The sequence below is a fragment of the Paraclostridium dentum genome, assembly GCF_012922555.1.
Classification (GTDB): Bacteria; Bacillota; Clostridia; order Peptostreptococcales; family Peptostreptococcaceae; genus Paraclostridium; species Paraclostridium dentum.
Window position 1 is genome coordinate 1 of sequence record NZ_WIPK01000019.1, and the last position, 23,273, is coordinate 23,273.

Below are 23,273 nucleotides of genomic sequence, written 5' to 3' on the forward strand. Positions count from 1 at the left end.
TACTAATCTATTCATGAACTTTAATTGTTCTTCTTCTGTTAATTTAGTAGTTGTTTGTGGTAATAATTTAACTTCTGCAGATATAAAGTTATATCCTTTACCTTCTAATTCGTCTCTAACAGCTTGGAAATCTTCTGGAGAAGTTACTACTTCAAATCCATCTTCTTCAACTATTAGATCTTCAGCTCCAGCTTCTAATGCTATATCCATTAACTCTTCTTCAGATACATCATCAGTTGCTTCTATTAATATTTGACCTTTTCTATCAAACATAAATGAAACGCATCCACTAGTTCCTAAGTTTCCACCATTTTTATCGAAGTAGTATCTAACATTTCCTGCTGTTCTGTTTTTGTTGTCAGTTAAAGTTTCTACTATTACTGCAACTCCTCCTGGTCCGTACCCTTCATAAACTATAGTTTCAAAGTTTTCGTTGGCTCCACCACCAGCACCTTTAGCTATAGCTCTATCTATATTATCATTAGGCATATTGTCTGCTTTAGCTTTATCTATTGCTGCTTTTAGTGTTGCATTGTATTCTGGATTTCCTCCACCTTCTTTAGCTGCAACTGCTATAGCTCTTGCATGTTTTGTAAATATTTTTGCTCTCTTAGCGTCTTGTTTACCTTTTTTGTTGATTATGTTTCCTATACGTCCCATAATTCCACTCCTTGCTATGTAAATTAAAATAAAGTTGCGTTATGCTTATATTTTATATAAGGATATTTAATACGTAATATAACTTTACTATATAAATATTTTGTAAGTTATACTATATATACACCGTAATTTTAGCATAAAACATTAATTTAGTAAATTAGAACTTAGGCGGTGCTGCTGCTGTATGTCTTTTATGTTCACTAATTCTATGAAGTCTTGCTATTATATCTTGGTCTTTTTGAGGAACTTTTTCTATTTCACCTTTTACGACAGCATCTATCATATCATAGCTTGTACCCATTTCATTTTCATCAGTTTGACCTTCCCAAAGCCCAGCTGATGGGGCTTTATTTATAACATCATTATGAACACCTAAAGCTTTAGCCCATTCATATACTTCTCTTTTTGTTAAATTTGCTAGAGGAACTAAATCAACTCCTCCATCCCCATACTTAGTAAAATACCCTGTATGAATTTCTGCTGCGTTATCAGTTCCTACAACTAAATACCCTAAATTATTTGCAACTGTATATACTGTACTCATTCTTATTCTAGCTCTTAAGTTAGCATCACTCATTCTATCATTATTTTCTTTATAAAGTCCCTTGTTTTTTAAACCATCAGTAACCTTATTATATATTCCAACTTGTTCATCCGTTAAATCTAAGTCTAAATACTCTATTTCACAACCATCTATTACTTTAAGTGCATCTAATCTATCTTGTGGATTACTTTTTATACTCATAATTACACCCATTGAATCTTTTGGAAAAGCTTTTTTTATAAGGTAAGCAACTACTGCCGAGTCTATACCCCCAGACACACCTACTATTAAACCATTAGTATTTGATTCTTTTACTTTTTCTCTTAACCAATCTATTGTTTTATCTATTTTAAAATTTATATCTGTCATTATACTTCCTCCTTACATTTTATGGATAACCCAATTATATCAGATATTTTTATTTTAATTAAATATAATTTATGCTTTATGTTAAAAATAATTCAAGAAGGTGATATTATGAAAAAAAATTTTTTAAATTTTAATATTAAAAATTCATTTATAGGTTTAATAACAGGCTTTATAAATGGTGTTTTTGGGTCTGGTGGTGGAACACTTCTAGTTCCTATTTTAAATAATATTTTAAAAGTAGAAGAACATAAGTCTCATGCTACAGCGCTTGCAATAATATTATTTTTAACAACTACAAGTTCCTTTATATATGTTTCTCAAGGTACCTATGATTTAAATACAACTCTTAAAGTTGCTGTAGGGAGTATTGTTGGAGGCATTGTTGGCGCTAAAATACTTTGTAAGTTGACTGGAAGATTCTTAAGAATATCTTTTGGATCTATAATGATTATAGCTGCATTAAGGATGGTGTTTTAATGTTTCTTGTTTTACTTGGATTTTTTTCTGGAATAATAGGTGGTATGGGGATGGGTGGCGGTACAATATTGATTCCAGCATTAATATTATTTGCAAATATTGACCCTAAAATAGCTCAAAGTATAAATTTACTTTCATCCATACCTATGACTATATTCGCTTTATTGATACATATAAAAAATAAAAAGGTTATTTTAAAATTAGTAATACCAATAGCCTCATTTGGTATTTTAGGAGCTATATTTGGATCTTTTTTAGCAACATACCTATCATCAGAAATTTTAAAAAAAGTTTTTGGAGTATTTTTACTTGTAATAGGAGTTTTAGAAGTTAAAAAAGGTATTTTTAATCCAAATAAAAATAAATGTGAAAAATAAAAATCGCTTTGCTCATGTCGCCAACGACTTCGTCCGTTGCTCAAAAAACTTTTTTACGCCCAAAGTTTAATTTTTCTAAAATTAACTTTGGGCATTTTTTATAGTATCACTTGTCCATCTTTTTCTGATAAATAGAATTCTTCTCCTATCGTTACCTGTGCTGTAGCACTTGTTATATCATTAATTCTTTCTATAATAGCTTCTTTTTCATTTGCTCTTGAATATACTATTATCTCTACATTATCTTCGTAAATAGTATCTTTTATAAAGTAACCCATATTCATTATTTCATTTTGAACTTTTCCAAGTTGATTGTAATCTATTTTTATTTTAACTTCTTGATACATTATTTTTTCTATTATTTTTCCTGCTTCAAGACCTATTTTAGCTCCTTTTGTATATGCCCTAACAAGTCCTCCTGCACCTAACTTTATTCCTCCAAAATATCTAGTAACAACAACTACAACATCTCTTAAATCTTCTTTTTTTATAACTTCTAATGTAGGTATACCTGCTGTTCCCTGTGGCTCACCATCATCGCTATATCTTTGTATATTCATACTTTTTCCTACAGTATATGCCCAAACATTATGTCTTGCGTCTTTATGCTTTTTCTTTATTTCATTTATAAATTCAACAGCTTCTTCTTCTGTTTTTATAGGCTTAGCGTATCCAATAAATGTAGACTTTTCTATTGTAATTTCATCCGTCCCAAATTCATGCAGTGTTTTATACATCTAGTTCCTCCTTAGCTTGTTTATATACTAATTATAGTATAAATAAATAGAACAAGGCAAATGCCTTGTTCTATAATTTAAGTACGAATAATTAAACCTTAATTATTCGTACTATTCTTTTTTAAATCTTTAAATTTTCTGTAAGAAATTTCTACAAGAGATTTTTCTTTATTATGAGCTAACATATCTAAAGCATCCTTAACCTTAAAAAAACCAGCTTCTGTAATATCTTCATCATTAATGTTATACTCAGTGGTGTCGCTCTCCATTATGTACCACATTATAGCGTTACATACTTTTTGATGTCTAGTTTTTGAGTAAAATTCATACATAGTATCTCCTGCCATATCTAGAACTTTAGCCTCAACCTCAACTTCGTCTTTAACCTTTTGTGGAGCTACTTCACTAGCGATATCATTCTCGCTTATTTTTCCTTTAGGAATAGTCCATTCACCTTTGTCGTTTTTTACTATTAATACTTTGTTTGCATAAAATACTATACCACCTGCACAACGTCTTAGTATCATAATTAGACTCCCCCTACTAAACCATATTTTCACACCAAGATGTGGAGTTACACTACTTTAGTAATTTCTTTTGTTACTCCATTATATGTTAAATTTATATTGTTTATGTTATCTATTGAGGAGTTTTTTCTAATTGATTTATAGTCTCTTCATACGCCCTAATAACATAATTTTTTTCAAAATTATTTTTATTTTTAAGCTTTTGTAATATAACTAAACTATCTTTATTCCCTATATTTGCAAGTGCCTTAGCGCAGTATTGTCTAGTTTGAGCATTTGAATCATAAAGCCCTTTATGGAAAATTTCCCTACTTTCTACAGATGATATTTTCCTAAGCGCTGAGTATGTTATTCTTCTTACATCTGAGTGTCTATGATTTGTAAGCTGGTGTAGAATTTTTAAAAATCTAGCATCATTTAATTCCCCAGTTGCCCATATTAAAATCATAAGATCTTCTGCATTTTTCTCTATCATAATTCTTTTGTATATTTTTCTTTTAAAATCCAATAATTTTTCGTCATTTAAAGAATTCATCAAATCTATTCTTTCATCCTTACCTAACTCTAAAAACTTATCTAGAATATCTTTAGATGATTCTATTTTACTTTTCATTAAAGATTTTATTTCTATTTTGGCTTTTATTAATTGTTCATTTATTTCTTGAACTTCAATATTTCTTATCTTACTTATTTGAGATACTGTCTTAGACTCTTTGTACAGAAGATATGTTATAAAATGATCTTCTAGATTTTCTATATTATCCCAAGATATATTCATTTAACTACCTACTCATTTATTATATAGCTTTTATACATATTGTAATCTTCTTCATCTAGGTCGACAGTTAACTCTATTCCATTTTCTACATACTCAAATTTTTCAATATTGTATTTGTTTTTCAATTTATTAAATACATCACCTTTATCATATGGAAGTAGTAAATTTACTTTATACGTATTTTCCATTAGCGCATTTTGTATCATATCTATTAATTTATCCATATTAATACCTTGTTTAGCAGATATATATACTGTATTTTCTTGGTTTTTAGGATAAATATCAAGGTCTAGTCTATCAATTTTGTTGTAAGCCATTATTGTTGGCTTATCATTTGCATCTAGTTCTTTTAAAACATTTTTAGTCGTATTTTCCTGAATTTCAAAACTATCATTAGTCGCATCTACTACATGAACTATTAAGTCTGCATAATGTACTTCTTCTAATGTAGCTTTAAACGCCTCAACTAAATCATGTGGCAATTTACTTACAAATCCTACTGTATCTACAACTAAAAACTCTCTTTTATTAGGAAGTAATGCTTTCCTTAGAGTTACATCTAAAGTTGCAAATAGCATATCTTTTGATAAAACTTCTTTTTCAACACTATAATCTTTATGTGTTTTGATAAGCTCATTCAACAGTGTAGATTTCCCTGCATTTGTATATCCTACTAATGCAACAATAGGTATATTAGACTTTAATCTTTGTGCCCTTTGAGTATCTCTGTTTTTCTTAACATCTCTAAGTTCTTGTCTTATATCTGCCATTTTATTTAAGATATGTCTTTTATCAACTTCTAACTTTTGTTCTCCTGGACCTCTTGTTCCAATACCTGCCCCAGTTCTACTCATTTCTCCACCCATACCATACAGTCTAGGCATTCTGTATTTTAACTGAGCCAACTCAACTTGTAATTTACCTTCTTTGCTTAAAGCTCTTTGTGCAAATATATCCAATATTAAAGTTGTTCTGTCTATTACTTTTCTCTGAACTAATTCTTCTATATTTCTTATTTGGGCTCCAGATAATTCATCATTGAATATAACAACTGTAGCATCTAGAGATTCACAGTAAGCTCTTATCTCTTCTACTTTTCCTTTTCCTATATAAAAAGCAGCCTCTCTAGCTGGTCTATTTTGAATTATACTCCCTACAACTTCTGCTCCAGCAGCTTTTGCAAGTTCTTTTAATTCTTCCATAGATTCATTAATATCTATATCATCAACTTTCTTTACATTAGTAGTTATATTTAATCCTACTAACAATGCTTTTTCTACTATTTTATCCATTGAAACACCTCATTTAATGTACTTTTTTTTATTATACCACTATTGTAATTTTTTAGTATAATTATATTAAAACTCTAAATAATTAGGAGGTACAAGTATGTCTGAGAATTATAAATTTTTTAGAAATGATAAATGTGAATACTTTCCTTGTCATAAAGTAAGCAATCCCGATAATTTCAATTGTCTATTTTGCTATTGTCCTTTATACGCTTTAAAAGATGAATGTGGTGGTAACTTTAAATACACAGATGATGGAATAAAGGATTGTTCCTCTTGTCTAGTTCCTCACAACAAGAAAAGTCATGATTACATAATGAGCAAAATAGGAGATATACTAAACTTAGGTAAAAAACAACCTAAGTAAATATATTTTTAAAGGAGTGGTAACTACCACTCCTTTTTACACTTAAGAAGTACTTTTTTAATATACTTTCTATAAGATTTTTAGCGACATGAGCGACGCAAATTTTTTATTGTTTTTTTATAAATAAATAACATTAATATACTTATAGAAAATATAATCCCTAATATCAAAATTCCTTCATGAAGGAAAAATTCTGCAGGCAACATATTTATTACGGGATCTATTGTCGGGTCAAATATCCAGTAATCATTATTGAAAAATAATTTATGAAACATCTCAAAACTTTTTTCAAAATTTATGATAATTGGAATAGATATTAAAATAGGCAGTGTTATCAATGTCCATGCACTATATTTTAATACATCTAAGTTTTTACATTTAAAACATATATATGCGCCTATCACAATTAATATTAAAGTTATTTTATTTAAAATAGCTAAGTTTTGAAATATATTTCGAACTTCTTCAAAGTGAATTTTACCTTGTGTCGATGACTCTAATGTCGGCAATTTAAAATTCATTTTTTCATTACTAGTATTATAGTCTATTAAGTAATCATAATTTAGCTTTATCTCTTCTTCATTCATGTCGCTTAATATAGGAATATTCAAATAGTTTATGTCAAAATAATATATTTGTTTAAATTTGACAGTAATGCTAACAATCGAAGTTATTATAAATAAACTTAATGCTAATGATATTAAAAAACTTAAAATTCTATTCATATTATTATCCTATACTATACTATTTTAGTTGTGAAATCCTCTATATTCCATACATCATCCACTATATCTTCATAGAATTCAGGCTCATGCGATACTAAAAGCACAGTTCCTTTAAATTCTCTTATAGCTTTTTTTAGTTCATCTTTGGCTTCTACATCTAAATGGTTTGTAGGCTCATCTAAAACTAAAAAGTTTATTTGCTTTAACATTAATTTACATAATCTTACTTTAGCAGCTTCTCCTCCACTTAAAACTCTCATTTGGCTTGTTATATGATCGTTTGTAAGTCCACACTTAGATAATGATTGTCTTACTTCAAAATTAGTAAGACCTGGGTATTCTGCCCATATTTCATCCATTGGAGTATTACTATTTTCTCTTGAACTTTCTTGCTCAAAATATCCAACTTCTAGATAATCACCTAACTCAACTTTTCCATCAAAAGGCTTTATTATTCCTAAAAGAGTTTTTAAAAGAGTAGACTTTCCTATACCATTCATACCTCTTAAGGCAATCTTTTGATTTCTCTCTAATGTAAAGTTAAGAGGTTTTGTTAGTGCTTCATCATATCCTAATACTAAATCTTCAGTTGTGAATACAAATCTACTAGAAGCTCTTGACTCCGTAAACTTGAATGTAGGCTTTATCTTCTCCTTTGGTCTTTCTAAAATTTCCATTTTATCAAGTTGTTTTTGTCTACTGTTTGCCATACCACGAGTTGCAACTCTAGCCTTATTTCTAGCAACAAAATCTTCTAATCTCTTTCTTTCTTCTATTTGCTTGTCATAAGCTTGTTCTTCCTGTCTTTTCTTTATATCTCTAAGTCTTTCAAATTCATCATAATTTCCTTTGTACCTATTAAGTTCTCCGTTTTCCATATGGTAAATTACATTACATGTATCATTTATGAACGGTACATCATGTGATACTAATATAAAACTATTTTCATATTCTTGTAAATATCTTGTTAACCAAGCTATATGTTCTACATCTAAATAGTTAGTAGGCTCATCTAATATTAGTATTACAGGGTTTTCTAAAAGTAGCTTTGTCAGTAAAACTTTAGTTCTTTGACCTCCACTTAAATCCGTTACATCTTTATCCAGACCTATTTCTCCAAGCCCTAACCCATTAGCGATTTCTTGTATTTTTGCATCAATCATATAAAAACCACTATTTTCTAAAATAGTTTGAATTTCTGCAGTACCTTCCATTAACTTTGTCATTTCATCTTCGTCAGCTTCACCCATTTTATCATACATAGATATCATTTCTTGTTCTAAGTCAAACATAGGTTTAAAAGCATCTCTTAAAACTTCTCTTATTGATTTTCCTTTTGTTAATACTGTATGTTGGTCTAAGTATCCTACCGTTACCCTCGACGACCACTTTATATTTCCAGCGTCTGGCATAAGTTTTTTTGTTATTATATTTAAAAATGTAGATTTTCCTTCTCCATTTGCTCCGATAAGAGCAATATGTTCGCCCTTTCTAAGTCTAAACGACACATTTTCAAGTATAGTTCTTCCACCAAATCCATGGCTAACATTTTCAACAACTAGCATCTAAACACCTCTTCTAATTTTATTATCTATAACATAATATCTTCTTTTTTTAATCTAATCAAGTAATACAAATATTTTCATGTATTTTACCATATATTTAGCAATGAATAAAGCCCTCTTGTTAGAGAGGGCTTTATTCATTGCTAAATATATCATCAAAAAACATTGTCAAAAATCCAGCGGTTGTTTTTTGTGCTAATGGTAAGCATTTAGTTGATAACATATAAAACTTATTTTTTAAATCATTTACATTTTCATACATTTTATCATAATTCATAGCTTGGGTTGCATTATAATTAATATATTCTTCTACACTATTTTTTTGAATCATTCCATCTTTTGCTCTTAATCTTGGTATAGACATGTAATTACTTTTTATATACACTTCAAATTGCCTATGATTGTCTAAAAGCTTTCCTTTAGCGTGTTGAGGTATAGTTAAATCTTGAAGTACGTGGCATGCCGCTCCAAAGTAAAATAAACTGAGTTCAAACTTGTCTAGTGCAAAAAACTTTAAAGCTTTATTGTAATACTTATTTATTAAAGTAAATGCATTCTCTTCGTATCCAAACTTTCCTCTTTTTACATATGGATTATAAAAGTGATGATAACTTTTAAAATCCTGATCTGCCCATATTAACCCTTTGTTTATTTGAGGCAAATATGCTTTAAAAAATTTATATTGTGTCATGTATCCTTCATTTTTCAATATTTCCAATGCATTTGCTTGTATAAAAATATGAACTTCACAATCTGTAGTTATTATACTTTTTTTTACTGGATTTACTACTTTAAAAGTTCCTGTTAGAGCTTTTCCATAAACATTTTCTATTCTTTTTCTCATCATAATCACCTGATAGTTGAATTTACAACCTAAATTTTATTTCGATATTAACAATATATTACTTTTTTTAATATTTGTTAACCTTTATATTTATTTTTAATTCCCATTTTCTGTATCTTTTAAGTATGTTTCTAATCCATCTGCTACACTTTGCATCATTTTTCTTTGATATTCAGGGTTAGACATCATCAGGTCTTCATTATAATTACTCATAAACCCCATTTCTATTAGCACTACAGGAACTTTAGACCAATTAAATCCAGTTAAATCATTTCTTTCAAATATCCCATTTACCTGTATGTTTTCTTTCTCTAATGCATCTTTTATATCTAATGCACACTTATTACTATCTTCAAAAATTTTAGATGTATATTGTCCATCTTTTTGAGGAATCAAAATAGATGCACCAGTTTTTCCAGAATTATCTAAACTATCCGCATGAACTCGTATAACCATGTCTGCATTTTTGTCGTTAGCTAATATAGCTCTTTCTGCATTACTTATATTTATATCATGACGCTCTCTTGTCATTACAACATTATAACCTTTATTTTCTAAAATATGCTTTAAAACGATTGATGCCTCAAGATTTAGCTTATATTCAGGTTTTTTAGTTGCTATTCCAGTTGCTCCAGATGAAACTCTAGCTTTTTTAGAACTTGCTCCAGGTGCTACTGGCTCTAAATTAGGATCTCCCTTTTCTTGATGTCCTGGGTCTATACATATTGTGTATTCACTATTATTTTTAACTCTTTTATTGTCATCGTCTTTTTTATTTTCTTTTTCAGTTATATTGTTTTTACTTATAAAATTAGTAGATTTATATAAATTTTTTGCTGGGTTTGATGTTCCTACAAATATAACACCTATAGCTATTATAGCAACTATAAAAAGTCTATAATTTTTCATGTCTATCTCCTCTCTCTAGTAAAGTATATATATAATTTAAACAATAGGCTTTGTTTTTATGTAAGTTAATGATAATTACAATTAATTTATTTTATAGTTGTTTGTATTTTGATAGTCTCATATATATTTTATATACACGTATTTTGGAGGTTAATATGTCTAAAGTAAATAGAAGCAACAATGATAAGTCTAGACTTTGCCGCTTTGGGTATGTAGATTATATAGTTTTAGCATCTAGTTTAGCTATAGCTGTCGCTGAAGAAGTAAATTCAACTGATTTAAATATACTCGCCAGTTTTTTTGCTACTTTCTCAGATGAGCTTGCTTTAATAGCTTCAGTTAAACAAGGTTGTTCTCCAGATTCAGACTCTGATTCATCTTCTGATAATGATGAAACTACCTTTGTCTCTCCAATACCTGCTACAAGTGGTTCCAGATCTAAACCTAAGATAAAAAAAAGAAAAAAAATAAAAAAATATAAAAAAGTTTAAATCACCTAAAATACTTAATTTTAGGTGATTATTTTTATATTTTGAAAACAATGGTTTTATTGTGTCTGTTTTCTACGGATTAAAATTTTTATCCTGCACAATCTAATATTAAAGAAGCACCATTAATCATCACAGACTCTATCAGAAAGAAGGTGTTTTAATGAATTTTAAAAAGTGTTTTTTAACAACATTTTTAATATATTTTCTGTCAATAGGATTTATTTATTCAGAACCTACAACAAAAAATGATTCTAATTATTTAATACCTATTGGTAACATAACGCAAATAGATGCTGAATTACAATATCTTATGGTTAGAAATAATTTTACTGATTCTTCATTTAAAATAGGAGATTCATTAATATCAATAAATAATAATGAGATAAATAATTATTCAGATTTTTCTAGTTTGCTAAATGCATTATCAGAAAATGAAAGTGTTAAAGTCAAAGTATTAAGAAATAACGAAAAATTAGATATCGATACTAGTAAAGAAATTTTAGAAAAAATAAATTTCAATAATATAGTATCTGGATTTGCTACTTTAACATATGTAAATCCACAGAACAATAATTTTGGAGCAGTTGCTCATCCTATAAGTGTCGGATTTAATAAAAATTTACCTATTAAAAATGGTTATATATCTTCAACATCTAATTTGACAATAGATAAATCATACAAAGGAACTGTAGGATGTATAAATGGCGAAAAAAATGAGTTTATAGGAGATTTTAAAGATAACTCTAATTTCGGAATAAAAGGAACTGTTCATAAACTAGATTTATCAAAATTTAAACAATACAAAGTTGCTCAATTAGGAGAAGTTAAAACTGGAAAAGCTTCAATTCTTTTACAAACTTCGAATGGCGAGCCTACAGAATATGAAATTAATATATTAAATATAAAGAAACAAAGAAGTCCTGAATCAAAAACTTTTAAAATAGAAATTATAGATAAAGAACTATTACAATTGACTGGAGGTATAGTTCAAGGTATGAGTGGTACTCCAATAATACAAGATGATAAAATTATAGGTGCAGTATCACATGCAATTGAAAATAATCCCTCTACTGGATATGGAGTATATATAGGTTGGATGTTAGAGGGAGAATAATCTCCCTCTTTTAATTTGATTTATTTATATTTTTAGGCATAGCATTAATTATATCTTTTTCTGGAACATTTACATAACTTTGTGGAACGTCACCTACAATTACAGTTTCACATATAGGAATTTGAGTCTTAACTTCTTTTGTAGATGTTGTAAGCGGTACTACTACTTTTACTTGTGTTTTTGCTTTTAAGTATATTCTATGCCTTGTTTGATTTATTCCTGAAGACTCAAAATCAGTTCCAAAGTCTACATATACATTTCCTATAGGTTCTATAGATACTTTTATTTTAGGACCATACTTTGCTAAAAGCGGACTTCCAAGAGCAGTTCCTATAGGTATATACGTGGACGTTGTTTTAATTTTTTTCATTTCTGATTGTATTTCTAGAGCAACTTGTGAAGCTATTTCATTCATAGCTATAGAATTAGCTTGCATCATTGTTATTTTGCCATTTTCTCCAGTCTTTACATTTATTAAATCTTCATACTTAACGCTATTATCTATAACACTTGCGACAGCTTTATTTATAGATTTATTAGCAAGTTCTTCTGCTTTTGTTTCTGCTATAACCGTAATAGTTGGTCTCAATTTATTATCTATGTATATAAATGTTCCTATTAATGTAGATATTAAAAATATTATTATAAACATTATTATATTCTTTTTAATTTTTTGTTTTCTTCTTTGAACTAATATTTTTTTCATAAAAAGCCCCCCTTACTATATTATGTAAGGAGGGCTTATAATTACTTGTTAATTATTATTTTTGCAAATTTTCTTTTTCCTACTTGTATTATATCTCCAGTTTGTAAAGCTATTTTGTCATTTTCAACTTTTTCACCATTAAGCTTTATTCCACCTTGCTTTAATAATCTTCTAGCTTCACTTGTAGATGGAGAAAGCTTTAACCCTGTAACTATCTTTGGTATAAAGAATAAACCTTCTTCAGACTCTTCTATAGAAACTTCCATTTCAGCTATATCATCTGGAATATTCTTTTTTTGGAATACAGATTTAAAATATTGCTCTGCTTCTAATGCTTTTTCTTCTCCATGGTATAGTTCTACTACTTCTTTAGCTAATTTCATTTTTAAGTCTCTTGGATTTACTTTATCTTGTTCTATATCAGACTTCATAGCTTCTATTGAGTCAGGATGTTCATCTGTAACTAACTCAAAATATCTTATTATTAATTCATCTGGAATAGACATTGTTTTTCCATACATATCATTAGGAGCTTCGCTTATACCAATATAATTACCTAGTGATTTACTCATCTTCTTAACTCCATCAGTACCTTCTATTATAGGCATTAATAAAGCAATCTGAGGCTCTTGATCATACTCTTTTTGAAGAGTTCGTCCCATTAATATGTTAAACTTTTGGTCCGTTCCTCCCATTTCTATATCAGCTTTTATTGCTACTGAATCATATCCTTGCATTAATGGATAGAAAAATTCATGTATTGATATAGATTGATTAGAAGCAAATCTTTTCTTGAAATCATCTCTTTCTAACATTCTCGCAACAGTATACTTAGATGCTAAGTTAGCAACATCCATGAAATTCATAGTTTGTAACCACTCGCTATTGAATTTTACTATTGTTTTTTCTCTATCTAATATTTTAAATATTTGTTCTTGATATGTTCTTGCATTTTCTAAAACTTGGTCATGAGATAGTTGCTTTCTAACCGCTGACTTTCCAGTTGGATCTCCTATCATACCTGTTGCATCACCGATTATTATAACTACTTGATGTCCTAAATCTTGGAATGCTTTCATTTTTCTTAAAACAACAGTATGTCCTAAGTGAATATCTGGCGCAGAAGGATCTAATCCTAACTTTATTGTTAATGGCTTATTTTCTTTTGCCGATTTTTCTAACTTTTTAACAATATCTTCTTCAGAGATTATTTCAGCTGCCCCTTTTTTAATTATCTTCAATTGCTCATTTATTTCAATCATATGTACACCTCACACATATTTTTTTTATACTTAGTTAAAAATAATTAATATTGTATCATAGTTAAATGTTAAATTCAAATAGCCAACTAACACCACGACTAATTAATTACATAATATTCATTTTTATCTATAAAATACAAAATTATTCGCATATATGATATAATATATTCTTATAGTAAGGAGGTTAATTTCATGGGAAATGATAACAATGACAAAAACAAAATACGTAGAAAAAAAGTTAGCTCCTCTAGTACTAAACCTACTGCCTCGTCGAGGAAATCAACTAAAAGCAGTAGTCAAAAAACTAAAAGTATTTCTAAATCTTCAAAAAAGGATAAGTTTAAAATATTTAGAACTGTAGGTGTTACACTTTTAGTTATGTTGGTATTAGGAGTTGCAGTTTCAACTGCACTAGTATTTGTAGCCTTAAAAGACGTAGAGCCTGTGACAAAAGCTGCTCTTGATAAAAAAGTTAACACAGTTACAGAACTTTTATATAGTGATGGATCTTTAATGGGAAATCCTCCGACAGATAATAAAAAGGTTCCTATATCTATAAAAGATATGCCAGCTCATCTTCAACATGCACTTGTATCTATAGAAGATGAAAGATTTTATGATCATAATGGTGTAGATTTTAAAGGGCTTGCTAAAGCCACTCTTATAAATCTGTTTACATCTTCTTCTCCTGGAGGAAGTACTATAGACATGCAGGTTTCTAAAAACTTACTTACTTCTAGTGAAGTGTCTGTTGTCCGTAAAATTAAAGACATTTATTATGCCTTAGAAATGGATAAGACGCTTAACAAGAATGAAGTTTTAGAACTTTATTTAAATAGTGCATACTTTGGAAGAGGTGCTATAGGTGTTGAAGCTGCTGCAAATGCATACTTTAATAAGCATGCTAAAGATCTTTCAGTTGCTGAGTCAGCTATGATTGTCGGTATAACTCAAAACCCTAATAAATATGCAGCTTATAACACTGCAAAATTAACAGGTAATGAAACTAAAGATGAGTTAAAAGGAAAATTAAAATTCTATTCAAAGAGTGATGGTTTTGATGAACCTACTAAAGTAGAATTTGATATGGTTGAGAAGCTTTATGATTGGGGGCTTATTCCCGATGATGATACTTTTAAAGAGTTAAGAAAAGGTAATATGGTTTGTAGAAAAGTCGAGCTAAACCCTAATGCTAAGAAAAGACAAGAAACAGTTTTAATGAAAATGTTAGAACTTGGTTATTTAACTCAAGAAGAGCATGATAAAGCTGTTGCAGAGCAAATAAATATACAATTACCTACTCCATCTAAAAAACCAGCTTCTTCAGTTGAAGACCTTATAGAAACTGATGTTATAAATAGTCTTATAACTCAAGGTTATACTGAAACTGAAGCTAACACACTATACTTTAATGGTGGTTTAAAAATACGTACTACTATAGACAAAAATATGCAAAGTGATTTAGAGACCGAGTTTAATAATAGAAATAACTTCCCAGGAACTGAAACTTACAAAGATGGAATTCCTCAGCCTCAAGCTGCCATGGTAGTTTTAGATTATAGAACAGGTAAAATAAAAGCCTTGATTGGTGGTAGAGAAATTAAAGCTAGAAAAGTTTTAAATAGAGCTACTGAACCACACCAACCTGGTTCAACTATAAAGCCTTTATCAGTTTATACTCCAGCTATTGATAATGGAATGAATCAAGCAGATACATTTAGCGATGCTCGTGGAGGATATAAATTCAAAGAAAATAACAAATGGAATCCTAAAACTACAACATCCGGTTCTGGTGATATGACAATGCGTAAAGCTTTAGCTTATTCATCAAATACAATAGCAATAAAAGTAGCTGAACAACTTGGTTCAACTTACGATGAAAGTGTTGATGTTATGCTTGATTACCTAAAGAACTTCGGATTATCTGATTTAAAAGATGGTCCTGGTGGCGCTGATAGAACATTCCCTGCTCTTACTCTAGGTGGTATGACAAAAGGAGCTTCTCCACTTGATATGGCTGCTGCTTATGGCACTTTAGCTAATGGAGGAACTTATGTTGAACCTATAACATTTACAACAGTTGAATCTTCAGATGGTCAAGTGTTAATACAAAACACTCCAGAAGAACATAAAGTTGTAGACCCTGAAGTTGCATATGTTCTTACAGATATGCTTAAAGCTGTTATTACAGAAGGTATCGGTGGGGCCGCTAAATTTGGTGATATGCCTGTAGCTGGTAAAACTGGTACAACAAATGATAATAAGGACGCTTGGTTTGTTGGATACACACCTTATTATGTAGGTGCAACTTATATAGGTGATGACTATAGATTTGATCCAACTACAAAAGAAACTATACCTCGTAGAGGTGTTATTCATGGAAGTTCAACTTCTGCTAAGTTATGGTCTAAAGTAATGGGTAAAGTACATGATGGACTTGATCCAATTGATTTTAAAAAAGCAAGTAATATAGAATTTTACAATATAAACTTATTGAATGGTAGTATAGTTCCTAAAGGAGCTTCTAATTCTGGTATGGCTGCTTTCATAAAAGGACATATACCTACTACTCATTCTTCTTATACTCCTCCACCAGAGACTACAACGCCTCCTGCAGAAGAAGAGAATAAACCTGAAACGGAAACTCCTTCTACAGAAAATCCAACTCCAGAAAATCCTAATCCTGGAGATAATGGCAATAATACTGGCGGTAACGAAAATAATAATAATAATCCAGGTACTGGCACTAACCCAGGAACTGACGGTGGAAATACAGGTGGTGGTACTGGCACTAATCCAGATACAGGTGCCGGTGGAGGAACAACAGGTGGTGGTAATGAAGTAACTCCTACTCCACCTCAAGGTAATAATCAAACTTCACCTACTCAAACCACTCAGAAACCTAATACTGCAGCAAAACCAGCTGCATAAAAAAAGAACTATATGAGTTAATTCTCATATAGTTCTTTTTATTTTATGGCTTAGCCTTTGGGGTAAATACAACTGCCATTATATATCCAAAAAATATAGCTGCTGTTATGCCTCCTGCAGTTGCAGTTATACCACCTGTAAAAATCCCCATAAATCCATCTTGTTCTATCGCTTTAACAACTCCATTATATAAAGAATATCCAAACCCTATTATAGGAACAGTTGCTCCAGAACCTCCAAACTCTACAATAGGCTGATATACACCTAAAAAGCTTAATATTACTCCACTTGTTACATAAGTAACCATTACATATGGTGTTTGCAATTTAAAGTAGTCCATTAATATCTGAGCGATTAAACATATGGTTCCTCCTACTAAAAACACTTTAAGATACTCTATAAGCACTTCTTACACCTCCTATTCATTTTCTATAACTACAGCATGAGCTACACTAGGTATACTCTCTTTTTGCAATGTACTTGTAGGTGATAATAATGCCCCTGTTGAAACTAGCATAACCTTATTAAATTTTTTAGATTTTAACATTTTATAAATATATCCATTGAAAACAGATGCTGAACATCCACATCCACTTCCACCACAATGAACATCTTGATCATCTAAATTAAAAATTTCTACTCCACAATCAGTATAAACTTTAGATATATCTAATCCTTTTTCTTTTAATAAGTCTATCGTTATTTGCATACCTAACGTTCCTAGGTCACCTGTTGCAATCATGTCAAAGCTATTTGGATCATCTTTTGTATCCACAAAGTAAGAGTATATAGTATCTATAGCTGCTGGAGCCATAGCTGCTCCCATATTATTTGCATCACTTATCCCTTTATCAATTACCTTGCCTATTGTTATATACTTAACCTTTGGCCCTTGTCCTTTACTCGATATTAAAGAGCAACCAGATCCAGTAACTGTCCATTGTGCCGTCATAGGTTTTTGACTTCCTAATTCCAATGGAAACCTAAATTGCCTTTCTGCAGTACAATAATGACTTGAAGTAGCTGCAACCACTAAGTCTGCAAATCCTCCATCAACTAACATCGACCCTAATGATAAAGAAAGCGCCATAGTAGAACAAGCTCCATAAACTCCTAAAAATGGAATATTTACTTCTCGAGCTGCAAATGATGTTGATAACAGTTGATTTAGTAAATCTCCAGCAATCATATAATCTATATCCTCTACAGATTTATTAGAATTTTTTATTGCATTTTCTATAACTGTTTGAACCATCTTACTTTCTGCAAATTCCCAACTTTTTTCGCCAAATAAGTCATCATCAAGTTTCATATCAAAATATTCTTTCAGAGGTCCGTTAGCCTCTTTAGGACCCACTATTGATGATGTAGATATTATAGTTGGTCCATTCTCTAATTTAATAGTTCTTTTTCCTATCCTATTTCTAGCCACCTATATATCTCCTTTCTATATGATAAATTTTATTATGTAGTATATTAACCCACATAACACAGATGAGCCTATTCCATATACTAAAACAGGCCCTGCAATCTTAAATAAATTTGCCCCAACACCCATTACATATCCTTCTCTTTTGTACTCCATAGCGGGTGATACTATAGAGTTTGCGAATCCAGTTATTGGAATGATAGATCCAGCCCCTGCTCTTTTGCCAATTAAGTCATACACTCCTAATCCTGTTAAAAATGCACCTATAAAAATTAAAGTCATAGATGTTGCTCCAGCTGCTTTCAATTTATCTAGTCCAAAATTCATATAAACATCATTTATAGCCTGCCCAATTACACAAATTATTCCACCTACAATAAATGCTAATATATAATTTTTTGCATACGTAGGTTTTGGACTTATTTTATCAACATATTCTTTATAATTTTTATCCATATTCTGACCTCCTATTTAATCAAGCTATATACTGTTATTATTTAACAAAACAAAAAAAATAAACCCTAATTTAAGGGTTTATTTTTATCCTATATAAGTCTTTAGTTTTGATAATACTTTTTTCTCTATTCTAGAAACTTGTACTTGAGATATATTTAAAAGTTCTCCTATTTCACTCTGAGTCTTATCTTCAAAGTACCTAAGCATTATAATCTGTCTTTCTCTTTTATCTAATTTTCCTAATACCTCTTTTAATAAAAGATTATCTATAACTTTATCTTCTTCATCTTCACCTTTTAGGCTAATTTTATCAATTAGGCATATAGGTGCTCCTTCTTCTTCATGTATTACTCCATGTAAGTATTCCACAGAGAAATTTGATTCTAATGCCATAACCAATTCTTCTTTATCTACCCCTACAACTTTTGCTAGTTCCTCTATAGTTGGCTCTCTTCCTAATTTTTTAGTTAGAACTTCAGTTTGCGTTTTAGCTTTTATTGCTACTTGTTTTAAAGATCTTGAGACTTTTATCATTCCATCATCTCTTAAATATCTTTTTATTTCTCCTAAAATCATAGGTACTGCATATGTAGAGAATTTAACATTAAATTTAGGATCAAATTTATAAATTGATTTTATAAGTCCTATTGACCCTAATTGAAATAAATCATCTCTTTCATACCCTATATTTAAAAATTTAGATACAACACTTCTAACTAACCCTAAATTACTCTCTATAAGTATTTCTTTTGCTTCTTCATCCCCATTTTGTACAAGTTGTATTAATCTTAAAGTCTCCTCATGGCTAAGCAATCCCTTTCTTTCTTCTTTATTGGCAGTTATCCCCATAACAAAACCTCTATTCTATATTAGATGAATCTATTTTCTTTTTCATAATAACTTTAGTTCCCTCGCCCTTTTTAGAAGAAACAGTTACTTTATCCATGAAACTTTCCATAACGGTAAATCCCATACCAGATCTTTCTAATTCAGGTTTCGATGTATATAATGGCTGCATGGCCATATCTAAATCTTCTATACCATTTCCAGTGTCTTCTACTGTGATAGTTATTTCTCTATCTTCTATTTCACATCTTATATTAACAAATTTAGTTTCATCTTCATCATATCCATGTATTATTGAATTAGTTACAGCTTCAGATACCGCAGTTTTTATATCTGCAATTTCATCTAATGTAGGATCTAATTTAGCTGCAAATGATGCAACTATTACCCTTGCAAAACTTTCATTTTCTGATCTTGCCGAAAACTTTACTTCCACAATATTATTCATTTGCAACGCCTCCTAAAAAAGAACTTAAAGCATCTTCATAAGTGTCGTGAATTTGTATGATCTTATTCATTCCAGATAAATCAAAAATCTTTTTTACTCTTGAATTTAAATTAATTACAGCTACCTTTCCACCCTCACTAGATATTTTTTTGTATCTACCAATAACTACTCCAATACCTGAAGAATCCATAAAATTCATATTTTTAAAATCAAAAACTATATTCTTGATTTGCTTATCTTGTATAACATAATCAATCTCTTCTCTTACTTCATTTGCAATATGATGGTCCAATTCTTTACTTAAAAACTCAACTTTTAAGTTTTTATTGTCTAAAGAAAAATTTATCATTAGCTTCCCCCTCCTATCGAATTTAAAAATGATACTTTTTATTCAATTCTATAAATCAGATTATTATCCTTCAACGAAATTTAAATAGTTTTGTTTTATTGTATCAAAAAACTATTTATTAAAATATTATATATTATACTAAATTAGTTTTGGAGGAATAATAATGGATTTTATTGACAACAAAGTTTCTGCCCGACTTGGTGGTTCATCATTTTTTGAAAGCAATGATAAACTCTATAAATTCGAGAAAATAAAAAAAATAACAAAAGAGGTTAAATCTAAATTTCCTGATGTAAAACTTATCGATATGGGAGTTGGAGAACCTGATAAAATGGCTGATAGTTCTATTGTTGATATATTATGTGTTGAAGCTGGAAAACCTGAAAATAGGTTTTACTCAGACAATGGAATTATTGAATTTCAAGAAGCTTCTTGTAGATATTTAAACAATATGTATAATTTAAAAAATATAACCCCTGAAAATATAGTTCATGGAATAGGTTCTAAACCAGTACTTGCTATGATTCCACTATGTTTCATAAACCCTGGGGATATATGTCTAATGCCCTCTCCTGCATACCAAGTACTTGGAACATATTCAAAATTTTTAGGTGGTGAAATTTATAAGCTTCCTTTATGTCCCGAAAATAATTTTTATCCAGATTTAGACAGCATACCTGAAGATATAAGGAAAAGATCAAAACTTTTATATTTAAATTATCCAAATAATCCTACTGGTCAAATCGCAACAAAAGAATTTTATGAGCATGCAGTTAAATTTGCAAAAGAAAATGATATTATTATTGTTTCTGATTTAGCATATGGAGCTTTAACTTATGGAGACTCTGCTCCTATTAGCATATTGAGTGTCGATGGTGCCCTTGATGTCTGTATAGAGATTCATTCTCTATCAAAATCATTTAATATGACTGGTTGGAGGTTAGCATTTGTTGTCGGTTCTAAAAAAGCTATGCAACTATATTGTGCTATAAAAGGCCATACTGACTCTGGCCAATTTAGAGCTATTCAAAAATCAGGTGCTTATGCACTCGACAACTATCATAACTTAATAAATTTAAATAAAGAAAGATATTCAAGAAGGTTTGACTTGCTAGTTGATGTTTTAAATCAAGTTGGATTTAAAACAAATAAGCCTGAGGCTGGATTTTATTCTTATGTTAAAATGCCTAAAGGAATTAAAAATGGAGTTAGATTCAACAGCGCTGAAGAAGCAAGTCTTTATATCCTTTCTCATGCTTTAGTGTCTACTGTTCCTTGGGATGATTGTGGAAGTTTTTTAAGATTTTCAGTTACCTATGATGCTAATTCTTTAACTGATGAAGTTAATGTGATGAATGAGCTTAAAAGAAGACTTTTATCTTTAAATCTAGAGTTCTAAATTGAATATAATTAAAGGGTACCTCAATTGTGAGATACCCTTTTAATATCTATATATTATTTGCTTTTTCTTTTATTATTTGCTTTTTCTATATTAACTTTGTTTCCTTTTATTTTTATGTTCTTCATTTTATCAAGAACTTTTCTAGTGTGTTTCTTTGGTATCTCTACAAAAGTATATTTATCATATATATCTATAGTTCCAACTAATTTACCTGGTATTCCAACTTCTCCAGCTATAGCCCCAACGATATCTTTAGCTTGAACTTTTTGTTTTCTACCTATATTGATAAATAATCTAGTCATTCCAGACTCAGCACCTGTACTATGACTTTCTTCTATTATTTCTTCTTTTGCTTCATCACCTAGCGCTAATTTAACTAAAGCAGCAGCTATATCTAAAGTATCATAATCTTCTTCTTTGCAGAAGTTCTCTAACCATTGTACTTGCTTTGTTAAATGACCTTCTTCTATAGTAGATTTTACTTGATCAAAGAATAAACTTACTTTTTTCTCTTCAACATCTGATATTGAAGGTATGCTATGTTTTTCTAATTTAGATTTAGTATATCTTTCTATATCTTTCATCTTTCTCATTGCTTTTCCGAAAACAAAAGTGAATGATACTCCATTTCTACCAGCTCTACCTGTTCTTCCGATTCTGTGTACATAGTACTCTTCATCTTGTGGTAAATCATAGTTAAATACAGCTTCTACATCGTCAACATCTATTCCTCTAGCAGCAACATCTGTAGCAACTAATATATCGATAGTTCCATTTCTGAACTTATCCATTACTATATCTCTTTGAGTTTGCTTTAAATCTCCATGTAGTGCATCTGCAAAATACCCTCTTGCTTGTAAATCACTAACTAATTCATCAGCACCTCTTTTTGTGTTACAAAATACTACTGATAATTTAGGGTTGTATACATCTACTAATCTACATAATACTTCTAACTTATTAGCAGCTTTAGTTTCTATATAATATTGTTTTATATTAGGAACTGTAAGTTCTTTTCTAACTATTCTTACATGCTCAGGATTTTTTTGGAATCTCTTTGTTAAATCTAATATACCCTTAGGCATAGTAGCTGAGAAGAAAGTTGTTTGTCTATTTTCAGGAGTTTCATTTAAAATCATCTCAATGTCTTCTCTGAATCCCATATCTAGCATTTCATCCGCTTCATCTAATATAACCATTTTTACTTTATCTAACTTTAAAGTCTTACGATTTATATGGTCTATTATACGACCTGGAGTTCCTATAACGATTTGAACGCCACTCTTAAGAGACTTTATTTGTCTGTCTATAGGCTGTCCTCCATATACAGGTAAAGTTTTTATCCCGTGCATGTACTTACCTATTTTTCTTATTTCACTTGAAACTTGTATTGCTAATTCTCTTGTTGGACATAAAACTACCGCTTGTAGACTCTTGTCCTCTGGGTCTACCATATCTAATATAGGTATACTAAATGCTGCTGTTTTCCCCGTACCTGTTTGTGCTTGACCTATAATATCTACTCCAGTAATTATTTTTGGTATTGCTTGAGCTTGTATTGGAGATGGTTCCTCGAATCCCATTTCTAATACAGCTTTTTTTATGTTCTCATTTATTGGTAAATCATCGAATTTAACTATATTCATATATTGTTTCCTTTCCGTTATCAAT

General features: G+C 29.9%; 26 protein-coding genes. 7 read left to right on the forward strand and 19 right to left on the reverse strand.

Going from position 1 to position 23,273, the window contains the following annotated elements; translation table 11 throughout:
- Positions 1–660: YebC/PmpR family DNA-binding transcriptional regulator (locus tag GFJ41_RS16390; RefSeq protein WP_170075877.1), on the reverse strand; the 660-nt coding region annotated here is incomplete at its 3' end.
- Positions 661–817: 157 nt separating this feature from the next.
- Positions 818–1,573, reverse strand: a complete 756-nt coding sequence (nadE, locus tag GFJ41_RS16395) for an NAD(+) synthase (RefSeq protein WP_035116858.1) — start codon at positions 1,571–1,573, stop codon at positions 818–820.
- A gap of 108 nt (positions 1,574–1,681) precedes the next feature.
- On the opposite strand from nadE, the gene GFJ41_RS16400 reads away from it, so the two are divergent.
- Positions 1,682–2,050, forward strand: coding sequence for a sulfite exporter TauE/SafE family protein (locus tag GFJ41_RS16400; protein ID WP_035116859.1), 369 nt, complete (start codon positions 1,682–1,684; stop codon positions 2,048–2,050).
- Positions 2,050–2,427 (forward strand): sulfite exporter TauE/SafE family protein, encoded by a 378-nt coding sequence (locus GFJ41_RS16405; protein WP_035116861.1) that lies wholly within the window; start codon positions 2,050–2,052, stop codon positions 2,425–2,427. Before GFJ41_RS16400 ends, GFJ41_RS16405 begins: the two co-directional genes overlap by 1 nt.
- Positions 2,428–2,525: 98 nt before the next feature.
- Here the strand turns inward: GFJ41_RS16405 and GFJ41_RS16410 are convergent, their stop codons facing one another.
- From GFJ41_RS16410 to hflX, 4 genes are all read right to left on the reverse strand, one after another.
- Positions 2,526–3,164 carry a YigZ family protein gene (locus GFJ41_RS16410; RefSeq protein WP_035116863.1) on the reverse strand — a complete coding sequence of 213 codons (639 nt, stop codon included), beginning with the start codon at positions 3,162–3,164 and terminating at the stop codon, positions 2,526–2,528.
- A gap of 98 nt (positions 3,165–3,262) precedes the next feature.
- Entirely contained in the window at positions 3,263–3,691 is a 429-nt protein-coding gene (locus tag GFJ41_RS16415) for an NUDIX domain-containing protein (RefSeq protein WP_035116864.1), read from the reverse strand.
- Between the two features lie 112 nt (positions 3,692–3,803).
- Positions 3,804–4,469 (reverse strand): HEAT repeat domain-containing protein, encoded by a 666-nt coding sequence (locus GFJ41_RS16420; protein WP_035116865.1) that lies wholly within the window; start codon positions 4,467–4,469, stop codon positions 3,804–3,806.
- 8 nt (positions 4,470–4,477) lie between these two features.
- A complete protein-coding gene (hflX, locus tag GFJ41_RS16425; RefSeq protein WP_021428468.1) occupies positions 4,478–5,761 on the reverse strand; it encodes a GTPase HflX in 1,284 nt (427 codons plus the stop codon).
- Positions 5,762–5,858: 97 nt separating this feature from the next.
- Between hflX and GFJ41_RS16430 the strand changes: the two genes are divergently transcribed.
- Complete coding sequence (locus tag GFJ41_RS16430) at positions 5,859–6,125, forward strand: cysteine-rich small domain-containing protein (protein ID WP_021428445.1); 267 nt, start codon at positions 5,859–5,861, stop codon at positions 6,123–6,125.
- Between the two features lie 80 nt (positions 6,126–6,205).
- On the opposite strand, the gene GFJ41_RS16435 is transcribed toward GFJ41_RS16430, so the two are convergent.
- The 4 genes from GFJ41_RS16435 to GFJ41_RS16450 all read right to left on the reverse strand — a co-directional run bounded on the left by GFJ41_RS16435 (position 6,206) and on the right by GFJ41_RS16450 (position 10,168).
- The gene (locus GFJ41_RS16435) at positions 6,206–6,850 is read right to left on the reverse strand and encodes a TIGR01906 family membrane protein (protein WP_035116866.1); all 645 of its coding nucleotides are present in this window, start codon (positions 6,848–6,850) and stop codon (positions 6,206–6,208) included.
- 14 nt (positions 6,851–6,864) lie between these two features.
- Positions 6,865–8,415, reverse strand: a complete 1,551-nt coding sequence (gene abc-f, locus GFJ41_RS16440; protein ID WP_021428418.1) for a ribosomal protection-like ABC-F family protein — start codon at positions 8,413–8,415, stop codon at positions 6,865–6,867.
- Positions 8,416–8,548: 133 nt separating this feature from the next.
- Positions 8,549–9,259, reverse strand: a complete 711-nt coding sequence (locus tag GFJ41_RS16445; RefSeq protein WP_035116867.1) for a zinc dependent phospholipase C family protein — start codon at positions 9,257–9,259, stop codon at positions 8,549–8,551.
- Positions 9,260–9,355: 96 nt separating this feature from the next.
- Positions 9,356–10,168, reverse strand: a complete 813-nt coding sequence (locus tag GFJ41_RS16450; RefSeq protein WP_170075879.1) for an N-acetylmuramoyl-L-alanine amidase — start codon at positions 10,166–10,168, stop codon at positions 9,356–9,358.
- A gap of 155 nt (positions 10,169–10,323) precedes the next feature.
- Here GFJ41_RS16450 and GFJ41_RS16455 point away from each other — a divergent pair, with 155 nt between their 5' ends.
- A complete protein-coding gene (locus tag GFJ41_RS16455; protein ID WP_170075880.1) occupies positions 10,324–10,659 on the forward strand; it encodes a hypothetical protein in 336 nt (111 codons plus the stop codon).
- Positions 10,660–10,819: 160 nt separating this feature from the next.
- A complete protein-coding gene (locus GFJ41_RS16460) occupies positions 10,820–11,773 on the forward strand; it encodes a SpoIVB peptidase S55 domain-containing protein (protein ID WP_052169202.1) in 954 nt (317 codons plus the stop codon).
- Positions 11,774–11,783: 10 nt separating this feature from the next.
- Here GFJ41_RS16460 and yunB read toward each other — a convergent pair whose 3' ends face one another.
- Together yunB and tyrS are read right to left on the reverse strand one after the other, a co-directional pair.
- Entirely contained in the window at positions 11,784–12,479 is a 696-nt protein-coding gene (gene yunB, locus GFJ41_RS16465; RefSeq protein WP_085283004.1) for a sporulation protein YunB, read from the reverse strand.
- Between the two features lie 41 nt (positions 12,480–12,520).
- Positions 12,521–13,741, reverse strand: coding sequence for a tyrosine--tRNA ligase (tyrS, locus tag GFJ41_RS16470; protein WP_170075881.1), 1,221 nt, complete (start codon positions 13,739–13,741; stop codon positions 12,521–12,523).
- 192 nt (positions 13,742–13,933) lie between these two features.
- Here tyrS and GFJ41_RS16475 point away from each other — a divergent pair, with 192 nt between their 5' ends.
- Entirely contained in the window at positions 13,934–16,672 is a 2,739-nt protein-coding gene (locus tag GFJ41_RS16475; RefSeq protein ID WP_170075882.1) for a transglycosylase domain-containing protein, read from the forward strand.
- A gap of 43 nt (positions 16,673–16,715) precedes the next feature.
- On the opposite strand, the gene spoVAE is transcribed toward GFJ41_RS16475, so the two are convergent.
- The 6 genes from spoVAE to spoIIAA all read right to left on the reverse strand — a co-directional run bounded on the left by spoVAE (position 16,716) and on the right by spoIIAA (position 20,200).
- Positions 16,716–17,072, reverse strand: coding sequence for a stage V sporulation protein AE (spoVAE, locus tag GFJ41_RS16480; RefSeq protein WP_035117046.1), 357 nt, complete (start codon positions 17,070–17,072; stop codon positions 16,716–16,718).
- Between the two features lie 18 nt (positions 17,073–17,090).
- Positions 17,091–18,104 (reverse strand): stage V sporulation protein AD, encoded by a 1,014-nt coding sequence (gene spoVAD, locus GFJ41_RS16485; protein WP_035116873.1) that lies wholly within the window; start codon positions 18,102–18,104, stop codon positions 17,091–17,093.
- A gap of 15 nt (positions 18,105–18,119) precedes the next feature.
- On the reverse strand, positions 18,120–18,557 hold the full coding sequence (gene spoVAC / locus GFJ41_RS16490) for a stage V sporulation protein AC (protein ID WP_035116875.1): 438 nt from the start codon (positions 18,555–18,557) through the stop codon (positions 18,120–18,122).
- An 84-nt stretch (positions 18,558–18,641) separates the two neighbouring features.
- On the reverse strand, positions 18,642–19,406 hold the full coding sequence (gene sigF / locus GFJ41_RS16495) for an RNA polymerase sporulation sigma factor SigF (protein WP_021428420.1): 765 nt from the start codon (positions 19,404–19,406) through the stop codon (positions 18,642–18,644).
- A gap of 10 nt (positions 19,407–19,416) precedes the next feature.
- Complete coding sequence (gene spoIIAB, locus GFJ41_RS16500) at positions 19,417–19,851, reverse strand: anti-sigma F factor (protein WP_021428483.1); 435 nt, start codon at positions 19,849–19,851, stop codon at positions 19,417–19,419.
- On the reverse strand, positions 19,844–20,200 hold the full coding sequence (gene spoIIAA, locus GFJ41_RS16505) for an anti-sigma F factor antagonist (RefSeq protein WP_021431758.1): 357 nt from the start codon (positions 20,198–20,200) through the stop codon (positions 19,844–19,846). The genes spoIIAB and spoIIAA overlap by 8 nt, the downstream gene beginning before the upstream one ends.
- Before the next feature lie 163 nt (positions 20,201–20,363).
- On the opposite strand from spoIIAA, the gene GFJ41_RS16510 reads away from it, so the two are divergent.
- Positions 20,364–21,599 (forward strand): LL-diaminopimelate aminotransferase, encoded by a 1,236-nt coding sequence (locus GFJ41_RS16510; protein ID WP_206001584.1) that lies wholly within the window; start codon positions 20,364–20,366, stop codon positions 21,597–21,599.
- 56 nt (positions 21,600–21,655) lie between these two features.
- On the opposite strand, the gene GFJ41_RS16515 is transcribed toward GFJ41_RS16510, so the two are convergent.
- The gene (locus GFJ41_RS16515; protein WP_021428466.1) at positions 21,656–23,248 is read right to left on the reverse strand and encodes a DEAD/DEAH box helicase; all 1,593 of its coding nucleotides are present in this window, start codon (positions 23,246–23,248) and stop codon (positions 21,656–21,658) included.
- Positions 23,249–23,273 lie beyond the last annotated feature (25 nt).

What these genes read in the sequence shown, in the direction of transcription:
- GFJ41_RS16515 (WP_021428466.1), bottom strand. Translation starts at nt 23,248, where the DNA reads ATGAATATAGTTAAATTCGATGATTTACCAATAAATGAGAACATAAAA.
- GFJ41_RS16400 (WP_035116859.1), top strand. Translation starts at nt 1,682, where the DNA reads ATGAAAAAAAATTTTTTAAATTTTAATATTAAAAATTCATTTATAGGT.
- nadE (WP_035116858.1), bottom strand. Translation starts at nt 1,573, where the DNA reads ATGACAGATATAAATTTTAAAATAGATAAAACAATAGATTGGTTAAGA.
- spoVAC (WP_035116875.1), bottom strand. Translation starts at nt 18,557, where the DNA reads ATGGATAAAAATTATAAAGAATATGTTGATAAAATAAGTCCAAAACCT.
- GFJ41_RS16430 (WP_021428445.1), top strand. Translation starts at nt 5,859, where the DNA reads ATGTCTGAGAATTATAAATTTTTTAGAAATGATAAATGTGAATACTTT.
- GFJ41_RS16450 (WP_170075879.1), bottom strand. Translation starts at nt 10,168, where the DNA reads ATGAAAAATTATAGACTTTTTATAGTTGCTATAATAGCTATAGGTGTT.
- sigF (WP_021428420.1), bottom strand. Translation starts at nt 19,406, where the DNA reads ATGGGGATAACTGCCAATAAAGAAGAAAGAAAGGGATTGCTTAGCCAT.
- GFJ41_RS16455 (WP_170075880.1), top strand. Translation starts at nt 10,324, where the DNA reads ATGTCTAAAGTAAATAGAAGCAACAATGATAAGTCTAGACTTTGCCGC.
- tyrS (WP_170075881.1), bottom strand. Translation starts at nt 13,741, where the DNA reads ATGATTGAAATAAATGAGCAATTGAAGATAATTAAAAAAGGGGCAGCT.
- GFJ41_RS16460 (WP_052169202.1), top strand. Translation starts at nt 10,820, where the DNA reads ATGAATTTTAAAAAGTGTTTTTTAACAACATTTTTAATATATTTTCTG.
- GFJ41_RS16475 (WP_170075882.1), top strand. Translation starts at nt 13,934, where the DNA reads ATGGGAAATGATAACAATGACAAAAACAAAATACGTAGAAAAAAAGTT.
- GFJ41_RS16435 (WP_035116866.1), bottom strand. Translation starts at nt 6,850, where the DNA reads ATGAATAGAATTTTAAGTTTTTTAATATCATTAGCATTAAGTTTATTT.
- GFJ41_RS16410 (WP_035116863.1), bottom strand. Translation starts at nt 3,164, where the DNA reads ATGTATAAAACACTGCATGAATTTGGGACGGATGAAATTACAATAGAA.
- GFJ41_RS16420 (WP_035116865.1), bottom strand. Translation starts at nt 4,469, where the DNA reads ATGAATATATCTTGGGATAATATAGAAAATCTAGAAGATCATTTTATA.
- hflX (WP_021428468.1), bottom strand. Translation starts at nt 5,761, where the DNA reads ATGGATAAAATAGTAGAAAAAGCATTGTTAGTAGGATTAAATATAACT.
- yunB (WP_085283004.1), bottom strand. Translation starts at nt 12,479, where the DNA reads ATGAAAAAAATATTAGTTCAAAGAAGAAAACAAAAAATTAAAAAGAAT.
- abc-f (WP_021428418.1), bottom strand. Translation starts at nt 8,415, where the DNA reads ATGCTAGTTGTTGAAAATGTTAGCCATGGATTTGGTGGAAGAACTATA.
- spoIIAA (WP_021431758.1), bottom strand. Translation starts at nt 20,200, where the DNA reads ATGATAAATTTTTCTTTAGACAATAAAAACTTAAAAGTTGAGTTTTTA.
- spoIIAB (WP_021428483.1), bottom strand. Translation starts at nt 19,851, where the DNA reads ATGAATAATATTGTGGAAGTAAAGTTTTCGGCAAGATCAGAAAATGAA.
- GFJ41_RS16510 (WP_206001584.1), top strand. Translation starts at nt 20,364, where the DNA reads ATGGATTTTATTGACAACAAAGTTTCTGCCCGACTTGGTGGTTCATCA.
- GFJ41_RS16445 (WP_035116867.1), bottom strand. Translation starts at nt 9,259, where the DNA reads ATGAGAAAAAGAATAGAAAATGTTTATGGAAAAGCTCTAACAGGAACT.
- GFJ41_RS16415 (WP_035116864.1), bottom strand. Translation starts at nt 3,691, where the DNA reads ATGATACTAAGACGTTGTGCAGGTGGTATAGTATTTTATGCAAACAAA.
- GFJ41_RS16405 (WP_035116861.1), top strand. Translation starts at nt 2,050, where the DNA reads ATGTTTCTTGTTTTACTTGGATTTTTTTCTGGAATAATAGGTGGTATG.